At 53.8% G+C, this 14,702-nt stretch carries 11 protein-coding genes; 3 read left to right on the top strand and 8 right to left on the bottom strand.

The features are described from left to right. Positions 1 to 125: 125 nt before the first annotated feature. Entirely contained in the window at positions 126 to 1,586 is a 1,461-nt protein-coding gene (cls, locus tag ACVKSX_RS02640) for a cardiolipin synthase (RefSeq protein WP_010244396.1), read from the top strand. Positions 1,587 to 1,631: 45 nt separating this feature from the next. Next, positions 1,632 to 1,955, top strand: coding sequence for an HI1450 family dsDNA-mimic protein (locus ACVKSX_RS02635; RefSeq protein WP_003853921.1), 324 nt, complete (start codon positions 1,632 to 1,634; stop codon positions 1,953 to 1,955). Positions 1,956 to 2,003: 48 nt separating this feature from the next. On the opposite strand, the gene oppF is transcribed toward ACVKSX_RS02635, so the two are convergent. The 7 genes from oppF to ACVKSX_RS02600 all read right to left on the bottom strand — a co-directional run bounded on the left by oppF (position 2,004) and on the right by ACVKSX_RS02600 (position 10,615). Then, complete coding sequence (gene oppF, locus ACVKSX_RS02630) at positions 2,004 to 3,005, bottom strand: murein tripeptide/oligopeptide ABC transporter ATP binding protein OppF (protein WP_010244389.1); 1,002 nt, start codon at positions 3,003 to 3,005, stop codon at positions 2,004 to 2,006. After that, the gene (oppD, locus tag ACVKSX_RS02625) at positions 3,002 to 4,015 is read right to left on the bottom strand and encodes an ABC transporter ATP-binding protein (RefSeq protein ID WP_010244386.1); all 1,014 of its coding nucleotides are present in this window, start codon (positions 4,013 to 4,015) and stop codon (positions 3,002 to 3,004) included. Before oppD ends, oppF begins: the two co-directional genes overlap by 4 nt. A gap of 11 nt (positions 4,016 to 4,026) precedes the next feature. Further along, a complete protein-coding gene (oppC, locus tag ACVKSX_RS02620; protein ID WP_010244382.1) occupies positions 4,027 to 4,935 on the bottom strand; it encodes an oligopeptide ABC transporter permease OppC in 909 nt (302 codons plus the stop codon). Positions 4,936 to 4,949: 14 nt separating this feature from the next. Further along, a complete protein-coding gene (gene oppB / locus ACVKSX_RS02615) occupies positions 4,950 to 5,870 on the bottom strand; it encodes an oligopeptide ABC transporter permease OppB (RefSeq protein WP_010244379.1) in 921 nt (306 codons plus the stop codon). Positions 5,871 to 5,962: 92 nt separating this feature from the next. After that, entirely contained in the window at positions 5,963 to 7,603 is a 1,641-nt protein-coding gene (gene oppA, locus ACVKSX_RS02610) for an oligopeptide ABC transporter substrate-binding protein OppA (RefSeq protein WP_010244375.1), read from the bottom strand. A gap of 156 nt (positions 7,604 to 7,759) precedes the next feature. Then, positions 7,760 to 9,385 carry an ABC transporter substrate-binding protein gene (locus ACVKSX_RS02605; protein WP_207253773.1) on the bottom strand — a complete coding sequence of 542 codons (1,626 nt, stop codon included), beginning with the start codon at positions 9,383 to 9,385 and terminating at the stop codon, positions 7,760 to 7,762. Between the two features lie 582 nt (positions 9,386 to 9,967). Further along, positions 9,968 to 10,615 (bottom strand): YchE family NAAT transporter, encoded by a 648-nt coding sequence (locus ACVKSX_RS02600; RefSeq protein ID WP_010244367.1) that lies wholly within the window; start codon positions 10,613 to 10,615, stop codon positions 9,968 to 9,970. Between the two features lie 460 nt (positions 10,616 to 11,075). Here ACVKSX_RS02600 and adhE point away from each other — a divergent pair, with 460 nt between their 5' ends. Further along, positions 11,076 to 13,763, top strand: a complete 2,688-nt coding sequence (adhE, locus tag ACVKSX_RS02595) for a bifunctional acetaldehyde-CoA/alcohol dehydrogenase (protein WP_354438306.1) — start codon at positions 11,076 to 11,078, stop codon at positions 13,761 to 13,763. A gap of 68 nt (positions 13,764 to 13,831) precedes the next feature. Here the strand turns inward: adhE and tdk are convergent, their stop codons facing one another. Beyond that, positions 13,832 to 14,452 (bottom strand): thymidine kinase, encoded by a 621-nt coding sequence (gene tdk / locus ACVKSX_RS02590; RefSeq protein WP_010244362.1) that lies wholly within the window; start codon positions 14,450 to 14,452, stop codon positions 13,832 to 13,834. Positions 14,453 to 14,702: the final 250 nt, after the last annotated feature.

The raw sequence follows: 14,702 nt of genomic DNA, 5'->3' as shown, positions 1-14,702 counted from the left end.
TATAGAGATCTCTGCGGTAATGCCAAATCGGATCCTTCATCGAGGATGTCCGGGATAAAGGGTTCCGTTAGCCGTCATCTGCACGTAAACTTGCCGGACGAAAGCGCGAACGGGATGTCCACTTTATGACCACTTTTTATACCCTGATCAGCTGGTTGCTGGTGTTTGGTTACTGGCTGCTGATCGCCGGGGTTACGCTGCGCGTGTTGATGAAGCGACGGGCAGTGACATCCGCGATGGCCTGGCTACTGGTTATCTATATTCTGCCGCTGGTAGGGATTATCGCTTATCTCTCTTTTGGCGAACTCCATCTGGGTAAACGTCGTGCGGAGCGCGCCCGCACCATGTGGCCATCCACTGCCCGCTGGCTTACTGACCTTAAGCAGTGCCGTGAAATTTTTGCCACTGAACACAGCGACGTTGCGCGTTCGCTGTTTGAGCTTTGCTACCATCGTCAGGGCATCGCCGGGGTCAAGGGCAACCAGCTGCAGCTGCTCACCAGCGCCGACGACGTGATGCAGGCGTTGATTCGTGATATCCAGCTGGCCCGCCACAACATTGAGATGGTGTTCTATATATGGCATCCCGGCGGTCTGGCGGATGAAGTGGCGGAATCGCTGATGGCGGCATCACGCCGTGGCGTTCATTGCCGTCTGCTGCTCGACTCTGCGGGCAGTGTTACCTTTTTCCGCAGCCCCTGGGTCGGCATGATGCGCAATGCCGGAATCGATGTGGTGGAAGCGTTGCAGGTCAGCCTGCTGCGCGTCTTCCTGCGACGGATGGATCTGCGTCAGCACCGCAAAATCGTACTCATTGATAACTACATCGCTTATACCGGCAGCATGAACCTGGTCGATCCGCGCTTCTTCAAACAGAGCGCGGGTGTCGGTCAGTGGATTGACCTGATGGCGCGAATGGAAGGCCCGGTTGCCACCGCGATGGGGATTGTTTTCAGCTGCGACTGGGAGATAGAGACCGGCAAACGCATTTTACCGCCGCCGCCCGATCGCAACATTATGCCGTTTGAACAGGAGAGCGGCCACACCGTGCAGGTGATCGCCTCCGGCCCCGGCTTCCCGGAAGATATGATCCATCAGGCGTTGCTGACTGCGGTCTATTCGGCACGTGAACAGTTGATCATGACTACGCCCTACTTAGTGCCGAGCGACGATCTGCTGCATGCTATCTGTACGGCGGCGCAGCGTGGCGTCAATGTCAGCGTGATTGTGCCTCGTCACAATGACTCGCTGCTGGTTGGCTGGGCCAGCCGCTCCTTCTTCAGTGAGTTGCTGGAAGCGGGCGTGAAAATTTATCAGTTTGAAGATGGCCTGCTGCATACCAAAAGCGTGCTGGTCGACGGACAACTGAGCCTGGTAGGAACCGTGAATCTCGATATGCGCAGTTTATGGCTGAATTTTGAAGTGACGCTGGTGGTTGATGATGCGGGTTTTGGCAGCGATCTCGCCTGTGTGCAGGATGACTATATCGCCCGTTCCCGCCTGCTGGATGGCAAGCGCTGGGCAAAACGTGCCTGGTGGCAACGCATCGTCGAACGACTGTTTTACTTCTTCAGTCCTTTACTGTAAAACGAGCCAGATTGTGTAAATGGCCGCAGGCCGACAGGACAGACTATGGATTTAAATAATCGCCTTACCGAAGATGAAACGCTGGAACAAGCCTACGATATTTTTCTCGAACTGGCAGTCGACAATCTTGATCCGGCAGATGTCATTCTCTTCAATCTGCAGTTCGAAGAGCGCGGTGGCGCAGAGCTGTTCGATCCCTCTGAAGACTGGAAAGATCATGTCGATTTCGATCTGAACCCGGACTTCTTCGCCGAGGTGGTGATTGGGCTGGGTGAAGCGGACGGTGAACCGATCACCGACGTCTTTGCTCGCGTGCTGCTGTGCCGCGAGAAAGACCACAAACTCTGTCATATCCTGTGGCGTGAGTAAGCATCAGATTTGATAAGAAAACGCCGGGCGATTGCCCGGCGTTTTGAATTATAGCGGGTCGACTTTCAGACAGGAGACCGCGTGATTGAAGCTGCCTTCCAGCAGCGGCCGGGTTTTCGCACACTCCGGACCGGCAATCGGACAACGGGTGCGGAACACGCAGCCTGATGGCGGATTGATCGGCGACGGCAGCTCCCCTTCCAGCAGCTGAATCTGCTTGTTCTTCTCCTTGTCCGGATCGGGAATCGGCACCGCGGACATCAGCGCACGGGTATAAGGATGCTGAGGATTGCTGTAGACCTCTTTGTAGGTGCCCAGCTCCACCGCATGCCCCAGATACATTACCAGCACCCGGTCAGAGATATGTTTCACCACCGCCAGATCGTGCGCAATGAAGATCAGCGATAAGCCCATTTCGCGCTGCAGCTGCTGCAGCAGGTTAACCACCTGGGCCTGAATTGAGACGTCCAGTGCGGAGACCGGCTCATCACAGATAATCAGCTTTGGCTCCAGAATCAGCGCGCGGGCGATACCGATACGCTGACACTGACCGCCCGAGAACTCGTGCGGATAGCGGTTAATCAGGTTAGGCAGCAGCCCCACTTTCATCATCATATTTTTGACGCGGTCTTTCACTTCCTGACGCGCCATTTTTGGATGATAGGTACGCAGTGGCTCTGCGATGATATCGCCGATGGTCATACGCGGATTCAGCGACGCCAGCGGATCCTGGAATATCATCTGGATATCGCTTCGCGCCTTGCGCCACTCCTCTTCACTTTGCCCCAGCAGATCACGGCCTAACCAGGCGACCCGCCCCTCGGTCGCCTTTACCAGCCCGATAATGGCGCGCGCCAGGGTCGATTTACCACAGCCAGACTCACCTACCACGCCCAGGGTTTCCCCCTCATACAGACGCAGGCTGACACCATCGACTGCTTTCAGGGTTTTTGATGGCTGCCAGAACCACTGCCTGCCATCTTTGATGTCGAAATGCACCTTGAGGTCGGCGATTTCCAGTAACACTCTTTTTTCAGCTACGGTGCTCATACTAACTCCTCCACCGGCTTAAAGCAGGCGCGCAGACGGCCTTCGCCAAAGGGTTCCAGCGGTGGTGCCTGGGTGCAGATATCCATAGCGTGCGGACAACGCGGCTGGAACGGGCAGCCCTGCGGCAGACGCAGCAGGTTGGGTGGATTACCCGGTATCGTCGTCAGACTTTCCCCTTCCGCATCCAGACGCGGCACCGCATTAAGCAGACCAATCGAGTAAGGATGTGACGGCTGATAAAAGACATCGCGGGCACGGCCATACTCCATGGTGCGTCCGGCATACATCACCAGCACTTTGTCGCAGATCCCCGCCACCACACCCAGATCGTGGGTGATCATGATAATGGCGGTGTTGAACTCGCGCTTGAGGTCGTTGAGCAGCGTCATAATCTGCGCCTGGACGGTAACATCCAGCGCAGTGGTCGGCTCGTCGGCAATCAGCAGTTTGGGACGGCACAGCAGCGCCATGGCGATCATGACGCGCTGACGCATACCGCCGGAGAACTCATGCGGATACATCTTCATCCGCTTGCGCGCTTCCGGCATTTTCACCGCATCCAGCATTCTCACCGACTCTTCAAACGCCTGCGCGTTGTTCATCCCTTTATGCAGCTTAAGCACTTCCATCAGCTGCTCGCCCACCCGCATATAGGGGTTCAGCGAGGTCATCGGGTCCTGGAAAATCATCGCAATCTGTTCGGCGCGCAGTTTATTGAGCTTGTTCTCGGGCAGATTCAGGATCTCTTTGCCATTGAACATCGCCGAACCGCCAATGCGGCCATTTTTCGCCAGCAGCCCCATCAGGGCAAAGGCGGTTTGTGACTTGCCGGAACCGGACTCACCGACAATGCCCAGCGTCTCACCGGCGCGCAGCGAGAAGTTCAGGTCGTTAACGGCGGTAACATCACCATCGTGCGTGCCAAAGGTAACGCGTAAATCTTTGACCGTAAGTAGCTGTTCGCTTCCCGCGCGGGCCGCCATTGCTGGCTGGAATTCATGAATAGTCATCGGGAAACTCCTTAACGATCTTTCGGGTCGAGGGCATCACGCAGGCCATCGCCGATAAAGTTGAAACAGAACAGCGTGACCACCAGGAAGCCTGCCGGATAGAGCAGCAGCCACGGCGACACTTCCATCGAGTTTGCCCCGTCGCTGAGGAGTGCGCCCCAGCTGCTCAGCGGCTCCTGCGTACCCAGTCCCAGGAAGCTCAGGAAGGATTCAAACAGGATCATGCTCGGCACCAGCAGCGAGGCGTAAACCACTACCACGCCCAGCACGTTCGGCACGATGTGGCGCACCACGATTTTCCAGGTCGATACCCCGCCCACATGGGCCGCTTCGATAAACTCTTTGCGCTTCAGGCTCAGCGTCTGGCCGCGCACAATACGCGCCATATCGAGCCACGAAACCATGCCGATGGCGGCAAAAATCAGCAGGATATTGCGACCAAAGAAGGTCACCAGCAGGATCACGAAGAACATAAACGGGAAGGAGTTAAGGATTTCCAGAATACGCATCATCACCGAGTCTGTTTTGCCGCCGAGATAGCCAGCAATCGAGCCATAGAGCGTCCCGACAATCACCGCGATCAGCGCAGAAGCCACGCCCACCATCAGCGAGATCCGGCCACCGATAGCCACACGTACCAGCAGGTCACGACCCGAAGAATCAGTGCCGAACCAGTGACCAGAGGTGGTATCGGGCGGCGAGGACATCATAGCCCAGTCGGTATCGTCGTAAGTGAACTGCGCCAGCATCGGCGCAAAGATCACGAACAGGGTGATCAGGAACAGCACCAGCAGGCTGATGGAGGCAGCGCGGTTATGAATAAAACGACGACGCGCGTCCTGCCAGAGACTACGCCCTTCTACTTCCAGCTTCTCACTGAACGCATCAAGAGCTTCGCTGTTTTTCTTACTTAACATCATGGCGAACTCCGCAATCAGTAACGAATTTTGGGATCGATAACGGCATAGAGCACGTCAACAATCGCGTTGAATACGATGGTCAGCAAACCCACCAGAATGGTCAGGCTCATCACCAGTGAGTAGTCACGGTTCAGCGCGCCGTTCACAAACAGCTGACCGATGCCCGGCAGACCGTAGATCGACTCAATCACCATCGAACCAGTGATGATGCCGACAAATGCCGGTCCCATGTAGGAGATCACCGGCAGCAACGCGGGCTTCAGCGCATGACGCATTACAATGCGGCGCAGCGGTAAGCCTTTGGCGCGCGCGGTGCGGATAAAGTTGGAGTGCATCACTTCAATCATCGATCCACGGGTGATACGCGCGATACTGGCGATGTAAGCCAGCGACAGCGCCACCATCGGCAGCAGCATGTAGTTCCACTGCCCACCATTCCAGCCGCCGCCCGGCAGCCACTTCAGGGTGATGGCGAACAGCAGAACCAGCAACGGCGCGACCACGAAACTGGGTATCACCACGCCGGTCATTGCCACCCCCATCACCGCAAAATCCCACAAGCTGTTCTGTTTGAGCGCAGCGATAACTCCGGCCGTGACGCCAAGTACCACCGCCAGCAGAAACGCGGCCAGGCCGAGTTTGGCCGAGACCGGGAATGCATGCGCGACCAGATAGTTGACCGAATAATCTTTGTATTTAAAGGATGGGCCGAAGTCGCCGTGCGCCAGCTGCACCAGGTAATCGACATACTGCTTACCGATAGGATCGTTGAGGTGATATTTCGCCTCAATGTTGGCCATCACTTCCGGTGCCAGGGTGCGCTCGCCAGTAAACGGGCTGCCGGGTGCCAGTCGCATCATAAAGAAGGAGATGGTAATCAGGACGAACAGCGTCGGGAGCGCTTCAAGCAAGCGACGCAGGATGAATTTTAACATTGCCGTACCTACCAGGCTGTTGCTTCACAACATATAAAAAAAATTAAAAGGCGGCGCCAGACGCGCCGCCACTGCTGATAGCCTGAATGCTATTAGTGTTTGATGATGTAGAAGTTTTTATCCAGGGTTTTATCCAGTGGATCTTTACCGGTATAACCGCCGACATAAGGTTTCACCAGACGGGTATTCACGTAGTAGTAAACCGGGACGATGGTGCTGTCTTTATCCATGATCTGCTCGGCCTGCTGATAGTCAGCTGCACGGGCTTTAGCATCCGGGGCCTTAATCGCGTCGCGAATCACTTTGTCAAACGCATCGCTCTTATAGTGCGAGGTGTTACTGCTGCTGTTGGACAGCATGGTGTTCAGGAAGGAAGTCGGTTCATTGTAGTCCGCACACCATGCCGCACGGGAAACATCGTAGTTACCCTGATGACGGGTATCCAGGAAGGTTTTCCACTCCTGGTTTTCCAGCTTGATGTTCACGCCGATATTTTTCTTCCAGATCGACGAGGCGGCAATTGCCAGCTTCTTGTGCAGATCGGAGGTGTTATAGAGCAGGTTAAAGGTCAGCGGTTTGTCGGCGGTGTAGCCCGCTTCTGCCAGCAGCTTTTTCGCCTCGGCATTACGCTTGTCCTGTGACCATTTGAACCAGTCTGGCGGCAGAATGTCCATGCCGTCGGTCGCTGGTGGCGTGTAGCTATAGGCAGGTTTCTGGCCCTGCGCCAGCACTTTATTCACCATGATGTCACGATCCAGGCCCAGCTTCAGGGCAGCGCGCACGCGCGGATCGGTGAATGGCGCTTTCTGGTTGTTGATTTCGTAATAATAGGTGCAGAGATATGGATCGACGTGCAGCTCTTTACCGTTGTCACGCTGCAGCTTTTTAAACAGCTCAATCGGCAGGTTGTTATAGGTCATGTCGCTGCCGTTCTCGGAGAAGTAGCGGTTAACGTCACTGACTTCTGAACTGATCGGCAGGAAGGTGACTTTGTTCAGCACCGTATGCTCATTGTCCCAGTAGTTCGGGTTACGCACCAGGGTGATACGTTCGTTAATCACGTGCGCTTCAAGCTTAAAGGCACCGTTGCCGACCCAGTTCTGCGGCTGCGTCCACTGATCGCCAAATTTCTCAATCGCCGGTTTGTAAACCGGTGACATGACGGAGTTAATCAGCAGCTTATCAAAATAGGGAACCGGCTCACTCAGGGTGACTTCCAGCGTGTGGTCATCAATAGCTTTTACGCCCAGATCGGTAACTGGTTTTTTACCGGCGATGATGTCATCGACGTTCAGGATATGACCATACTGCGGATAGCTGGCATACGGTGAGGCGGTTTTAGGATCGACCAGACGCTCCCAGCTGTAGACGAAGTCCTGCGCGGTGACCGGCTCGCCATTGGACCATTTGGCATTTTTACGTAAGTGGAAAGTCCACACTTTGAAATCTTTATTTTCATAGCTTTCCGCTACGGCCGGGATCGGTTTACCGTTGCTGTCATTGACCAGCAGACCTTCGTAAAGATCACGCGCTACGTTGTCTTCCGGCACACCTTCAATTTTGTGCGGATCGAGCGACTGCACTTCATCGCCATTGCCGCGAACCAGCTCCTGTTTTGCGGCCAGCTCAACGCCCGCAGGCACCGTTGCTGCGAAAGCCGCATTCCCTGCCAGGGCACTCACTGCGGCGAAAACGCCCGCTGCAATCAGGCTTTTTTTCGTGATGTTGTTCATTATTACACTCCAGTTTTATTATCGTCACCGTGGCGATGCTCTGCCCCGGCGTCCCCCGTCTGCGGGCTCCCTGGCCTGTTACCAGGGAGATTGACCCCAAAAAAAGGTCTGTTTGCTGATGCGCTTTCCGACTGTCTCGCCGAACGGGCGATCAGATCAGTGTTTTTTGATGAAATAGTACTTCAGGTCTGTCATGTCCTGCGGGTCTTTGCCCGTGAAGCCGCCAACCCAGGGCTTCACCAGGCGCACACTTACGCGGTAGTAAACTGGCACAATTGGTGAGTCTTTGTCGAGTTGTGTTTCAGCCTGCTGATACAGGCCGGCGCGCTGCGCCTCGCTGTCCGCCGTCAGCGTCTCCGCCATCAGACGATCAAAGGTCGCGCTGCTGTAAAACGCGGTGTTGATCGAGGCGTTGCTGATCAGCATGTTCAGGAAGGCTGAGGGTTCGTTGTAGTCGGCACACCAGGTGGCGCGCACCACGTCATACTGCGCCTGATGACGGGTCTCCAGCATGGTTTTCCACTCCTGATTCTGCAGTGTCACCTTAGCACCCAGGTTTTTCTGCCACATCGACGCGGCCGCAATCGCCTGCCGTTTGTTCTGATCGGAAGTGTTGTAGAGCAGCGTAAAGGTCAGCGGATGGGCAGCATCAAAGCCGGCCTCTGCCAGCAGCTTCTTCGCGGCTTCATTACGCTGCGCCTGCGTCCAGGTGAACCAGGCAGGTGGCGTGAGTTTGATACCGGCTGTGAAAGGCGGCGTCAGGCTGTAAGCCGGAATCTGCCCCTGGGCCATGATCTTATTGGCAATGACCTCGCGATCGAGGGTCATCTTCAGCGCGGCACGCACCCGCGCATCGGTAAACGGCGGCTTTTTGTTATTAATCTCGTAGTAGAAGGTGCAGAGCAGCGGGCTGACCTTCACTTCATCGCCCAGCTCTTTGCGCAGCTTGCCAAACATCTCTGGTGGCACCGCACTGTTGGTAATATCCGTGCCGCCGCTGCGGTAGCGATTAATATCGCTGTTTTCAGAGGCGATCGGCAGGAATGTCCCCTGTTCAATCACGGTGTGCGTATTATCCCAGTAGCGAGGATTGCGCTTCACGACAATTTTTTCATTCACTACCCAGTCGCTCAGCGTGTAGGCGCCGTTGCCGATGTAATGACCCGGGCGGGTCCATGCTTCGCCCCACTGCTTAATGGCTGGCGCATAAACCGGCTTCATCGCCGTATGCGCTAACATCGCCACCAGGTAAGGAACAGGTTCACTCAGGGTAATTTGCAGCCGATGGACATCCAGCGCCTTCACGCCCAGCTGATCGGGTGACGCTTTAGCGGCAAGGATGGCATCGATATTGGCAAAATGGGCTGCCTGCAGATAGCTGGAGTAAGGCGACGCGGTTGTCGGGTCCACCAGACGGCGCCAGCTGTAGACGAAATCAGCGGCGGTAACCGGCTCACCGTTGCTCCACTTCGCATCCTCCCGCAGATTAAAAATCCACACGGTGGGTTGCGGGTTTTCCCAGCTTTTAGCGACGCCAGGAACCACCTGCCCGCTGTTATCGGTATTGACCAGGCCGTCCAGCAGGTTGTGAATAATATTGGATTCCGGCACGCCTTCGGTTTTATGCGGATCCAGCGAGGAGACTTCACTGCCGTTATTGATCACAATCTGTTGCTGCGCGGCCAGTGTTGTACCCGGCGGCACCGTGGCGGCATAGGCCGGCGAAAAAGCCATTAACAAAACGACTGCGAGTGTTGACCGCTGCTGCTGCAAATTCTTCATCCCAATCATGCGAAACGCCAACCTTAAATTAAGTATCCCGACAGGCTTAAGCAAAAAGCGTTCTCACTTTGGGCTTTCGGAGAAAAAATTTTACGTTGGGCCAAAAATTATCAGAAGCCGCGAAGGCGCGCCAAAGCAAAATAGCTAAAATGTTAACTAATTCTCTTTTATCATGAGAAGTCAGGCAGCGGAAGTGTTAATTTTCGTCCTGAAAATATCATATCGATATGAAAAATAGACTATTTAGCTGGAAACCCCTCTCAGGAGCGGAAAGCAGCGACAAACAGCCTCTTTTTTGGCACTTATATTGGGGAATCTGGCTTCAGCGTGATGAAATTTAAGATAGCGTGATTATTCTGGCAGTTTGTGAGGCTTACACGAAAATAGAGAGCAGAATATCGTGTGAAAATAGTGACATTATTTCGCAGAAAAAAGTCTGTGAGCCAGCGCGCAGTAATGAAATTTATAATTGCCTGATTCTGTTAAGCACAACGAATAATTGCATCGTAATGGTGCATAAAATGCCCCTCCTGCACCATTACGGATCATTATTTCACTTCACTCTCTGAAATAAGTGAGCGTTTAATTGAGTAAGCCGGGAAAAATGGACTTCATGCCGGTGACAACAAATTCGATGCCCAGCGCCATCAGTAACAGACCCATAATACGCGTAATGACGTTGATACCGGTCTGGCCAAGAATACGCACCATTAACGGCGCGGCCCGAAAGAGTAACCAGCAGCAGAATGCAAAGATCGCAATCGCCAGGGTGAACCCCAGCAGATTTATCCAGCTGTGGTAGCGGGTGCTCCAGACAATGGTCGAGCTGATAGCACCCGGCCCCGCCATCAGAGGCAACGCCAGCGGCACAACCCCCACACTTTCACGAATCGCCGTTTCTGACTTCTCCTGCTTATTCTGCTTATCTTCGCCCAGCTTGCCGCTGATCATCGACATCGCAATGGTGACGACCAGGATCCCACCCGCGATGCGGAAGGAGTCAATCGAGATGCCAAACACATGCAGAATCGCATCCCCAAGGAACAGTGACGTCCAGAGAATAATAGCAACCGCCAGATTGGCAGTGAGGTTGGTTTTGTTACGCTCAGCCACCCCCTGATAACGGGTCATGCTGATAAAGACCGGAATAATTCCCACCGGATTGACCAGCGCAAAGAGCCCGACAAAAAATTTTATATAGCCTGATAAATCTAACAGCGCAGGGTTCACGACTTTACTCCGTACCACAGGGGGGGAAAACGCGCCTAATGTATGTGAAAACAGGCACGGACGCCAGATGCTGACTCAGCTATTTATACTGTTGAATGACGGCGCATCCAGCGCGTTACCCCAGAGATTAAAAAGTGACTGGATTTAGCCGCTACCAGGCTGATGACGTGAAGAGGTAACCAATTTGATAAACAAAGGGCATAAAGGGGAGCTGAAAGGTGTCAGCTTGCGGTTAAATTGATCTGCATCAAAATTGCCCTACCCCAAACCAGGTAATCTTTTCGCAACGGAAGTAGTAGCGGCAGCGAAGAAAACCTCACTGACTGCAACAGAAGACTAGTTCAGTAAACAGTTGAAAATCCGGGCGTTCTAATCCAGTCCAGCGCCTTATGGCAACGTGACTATACTCAGGGCGCAGGATTGTTTACTAAAAAAGTTTAACTTCCTTCAGGAGAACACCATGGCCGTAACCAATGTCGCCGAACTTAATGCACTGGTTGAACGTGTAAAAAAAGCCCAGCGTGAATATGCCAACTTTTCTCAACAACAGGTCGACGCTATCTTCCGTGCCGCCGCCCTCGCCGCCGCAGACGCCCGAATCCCGCTTGCCAAGATGGCCGTTGCCGAATCCGGTATGGGCATCGTCGAAGACAAAGTGATCAAAAACCATTTTGCTTCAGAATATATCTACAACGCTTATAAAGATGAAAAAACCTGTGGTGTGTTAGCCACGGATGATACTTTCGGCACCATTACCATCGCCGAACCTATTGGCCTGATTTGCGGTATCGTCCCGACGACCAACCCCACTTCAACCGCCATCTTCAAAGCATTAATCAGCCTTAAAACCCGTAACGGCATCATCTTCTCTCCTCATCCACGCGCCAAAGATGCGACCAACAAAGCTGCAGATATCGTATTGCAGGCGGCGGTGGCTGCCGGTGCGCCAAAAGATATTATCGGCTGGATCGACGCACCTTCCGTTGAGCTGTCCAATCAACTGATGCATCACCCTGACATCAACCTGATTCTCGCCACTGGCGGTCCGGGCATGGTGAAAGCGGCTTACAGCTCCGGTAAACCTGCGATTGGTGTCGGTGCCGGTAATACGCCGGTCGTGATTGATGAAACCGCCGATCTGAAACGTGCGGTTGCGTCGATTCTGATGTCGAAAACCTTTGATAACGGGGTTATCTGCGCCTCTGAACAATCGGTGATTGTGGTCGATTCAGTCTATGACGCGGTGCGTGAACGTTTCGCCAGCCATGGCGGTTATATGCTGCAGGGTGCCGAACTGAGTGCGGTGCAGAATATCATTCTGAAAAACGGCGGCCTGAATGCGGCCATCGTAGGCCAGCCAGCGTTCAAAATTGCGGAGATGGCCGGTATCAGCGTGCCACCGAGCACTAAGATTCTGATTGGCGAAGTTAAACTGGTGGATGAGTCTGAGCCGTTCGCTCATGAAAAACTCTCACCAACCCTTGCGATGTATCGGGCGAAAGATTTCCAGGATGCGGTCGCGAAAGCAGAAAAACTGGTCGCCATGGGCGGTATCGGCCACACCTCCTGTCTCTATACCGATCAGGACAACCAGACCGAACGCGTACACTACTTCGGCGACAAAATGAAAACCGCGCGTATTCTGATCAACACCCCCGCCTCGCAGGGCGGTATCGGCGACCTCTACAACTTTAAACTGGCGCCGTCTCTGACGCTGGGTTGTGGTTCGTGGGGCGGAAACTCTATTTCAGAGAACGTCGGTCCAAAACATCTGATCAATACCAAAACTGTCGCCAAGCGAGCTGAGAATATGTTGTGGCACAAACTTCCAAAATCCATCTACTTCCGTCGGGGTTCACTGCCAATTGCGCTGGAAGAAGTGGCAACGGATGGCGCGAAACGTGCCTTTATCGTCACTGACCGCTTCCTGTTCAATAACGGCTATGCCGACCAGGTGACCCGCGTGCTGAAATCACACGGCATTGAAACGGAAGTGTTCTTCGAAGTTGAAGCTGACCCGACGCTGAGCATCGTGCGTAAAGGTGCTGAGCAGATGAACAGCTTCAAACCGGATGTCATCATCGCGCTGGGCGGTGGCTCACCGATGGATGCCGCGAAAATCATGTGGGTGATGTACGAACATCCGGAAACTCACTTCGAGGAGCTGGCGTTACGTTTCATGGATATCCGTAAACGTATCTACAAGTTCCCGAAAATGGGTGTCAAAGCGCGCATGATTGCCATCACCACCACGTCCGGTACCGGTTCTGAAGTCACGCCGTTTGCTGTAGTGACCGATGATGCGACGGGTCAGAAATATCCGCTCGCTGACTACGCACTGACGCCTGATATGGCGATTGTCGATGCCAACCTGGTGATGGATATGCCGCGTTCACTCTGCGCCTTCGGCGGTCTGGATGCCGTAACCCACGCGCTGGAAGCTTATGTTTCAGTGCTGGCGAATGAATACTCTGACGGACAGGCACTGCAGGCACTGAAACTGCTGAAAGAGAATCTGCCAGCCAGCTATGCCGAAGGCGCCAAAAATCCGGTGGCGCGTGAGCGCGTACACAATGCCGCCACTATCGCCGGTATTGCGTTTGCCAACGCCTTCCTCGGGGTTTGTCACTCAATGGCGCATAAGCTGGGTTCAGAGTTCCATATCCCACACGGCCTGGCCAACGCCCTGTTAATCTCTAACGTTATTCGCTACAACGCGAATGACAACCCGACTAAACAGACCGCTTTCAGCCAGTACGATCGCCCTCAGGCGCGCCGTCGCTACGCCGAGATTGCTGACCATCTGGGTCTGAGCGCACCAGGCGACCGCACCGCGCAGAAAATTGAGAAGCTGCTCGCCTGGCTGGATGAGATTAAAACTGAACTTGGTATTCCAACCTCTATCCGTGAGGCGGGTGTGCAGGAAGCGGACTTCCTGGCGAAAGTCGATAAACTGGCCGATGATGCGTTTGATGACCAGTGTACCGGCGCTAACCCACGTTATCCGCTGATTGCTGAACTGAAACAGATTATGCTTGATACCTACTACGGTCGTGAATTTGTCGAACCGTTCTCAAGCGTAGCCGAAGCCATTGCTGAGCAGCCGGTAAAAGGTATTAAGCTTGAGAAGAAAGCCAAAAAAATCTGATAGTGCCGTTCTGACTGTCTGATAAAAAAACCCGCCCCGGCGGGTTTTTTATTGCCTGAACAATAGGGTTAATTCAGCGGAGTCTGAGCGCCATGGATCGCCTGCAACGATCCCTGCTCTATCGCCTGTTTATAATGCTTACGGCAGACTGAGATATAACGTTCGTTACCGCCAATCACTACCTGCTCACCCTCACTGAAAGGTTTGCCCTCGCTATCCAGTCGCAGAACCATACTGGCCTTGCGCCCACAGTGACAAATAGTTTTGAGTTCAACCAGCTTATCTGCCCACGCCAGCAGATACTGACTGCCAACAAACAGTTCACCGCGAAAATCCGTGCGCAGACCATAACAGAGCACCGGAATATCAAGGTCGTCTACGACATCTGACAGCGCTTTAACCTGCTCACGGGTCAGGAACTGACTCTCATCAACCAGCACGCAATGGACAGGCTGAACGGCATGTTCAGCAGCGATGTCGCTGTAGAGTGATGTCTCTGCGTTGTATAGCAAGGCCGGTGACGATAGTCCGATACGGGAACTCACCTGCCCGGCACCAAAGCGATTATCGATTTCAGCGGTGTAAACCAGTGAACGCATGCCGCGCTCATGATAGTTATAAGAGGATTGTAGCAGTGCGGTTGATTTCCCTGCATTCATGGCAGAGTAATAGAAATAGAGTTGAGCCATCGGCGCGTATCTTCATCAGGACTGAATGGAATGGCGCGCATATTACCACAAAGCGGCGGCAATACGTTGCGGTTGATGAATGAATAAAGTGTAACGGCTGGCCGTTTATTCCTCTGCATGCCGTTTCCAGCGCCTGTTAAGTGCAGTGCCGAACGGGATAAGTTTTGCTTATTTTACCCGCAACAAAAGCAATGACATTTTTGTTGCTGACCTGAATACATTAAATTTATTTGATATCGGACTAAAGGAA

The organism is Pantoea sp. PvP021 (assembly GCF_054056055.1).
Note: the sequence above shows the minus strand (reverse complement) of the source record. Positions and strands in the feature narration are given on the sequence as shown.

What these genes read in the sequence shown, in the direction of transcription:
- cls (WP_010244396.1), top strand. Translation starts at nt 126, where the DNA reads ATGACCACTTTTTATACCCTGATCAGCTGGTTGCTGGTGTTTGGTTAC.
- ACVKSX_RS02635 (WP_003853921.1), top strand. Translation starts at nt 1,632, where the DNA reads ATGGATTTAAATAATCGCCTTACCGAAGATGAAACGCTGGAACAAGCC.
- oppF (WP_010244389.1), bottom strand. Translation starts at nt 3,005, where the DNA reads ATGAGCACCGTAGCTGAAAAAAGAGTGTTACTGGAAATCGCCGACCTC.
- oppD (WP_010244386.1), bottom strand. Translation starts at nt 4,015, where the DNA reads ATGACTATTCATGAATTCCAGCCAGCAATGGCGGCCCGCGCGGGAAGC.
- oppC (WP_010244382.1), bottom strand. Translation starts at nt 4,935, where the DNA reads ATGATGTTAAGTAAGAAAAACAGCGAAGCTCTTGATGCGTTCAGTGAG.
- oppB (WP_010244379.1), bottom strand. Translation starts at nt 5,870, where the DNA reads ATGTTAAAATTCATCCTGCGTCGCTTGCTTGAAGCGCTCCCGACGCTG.
- oppA (WP_010244375.1), bottom strand. Translation starts at nt 7,603, where the DNA reads ATGAACAACATCACGAAAAAAAGCCTGATTGCAGCGGGCGTTTTCGCC.
- ACVKSX_RS02605 (WP_207253773.1), bottom strand. Translation starts at nt 9,385, where the DNA reads ATGAAGAATTTGCAGCAGCAGCGGTCAACACTCGCAGTCGTTTTGTTA.
- adhE (WP_354438306.1), top strand. Translation starts at nt 11,076, where the DNA reads ATGGCCGTAACCAATGTCGCCGAACTTAATGCACTGGTTGAACGTGTA.
- tdk (WP_010244362.1), bottom strand. Translation starts at nt 14,452, where the DNA reads ATGGCTCAACTCTATTTCTATTACTCTGCCATGAATGCAGGGAAATCA.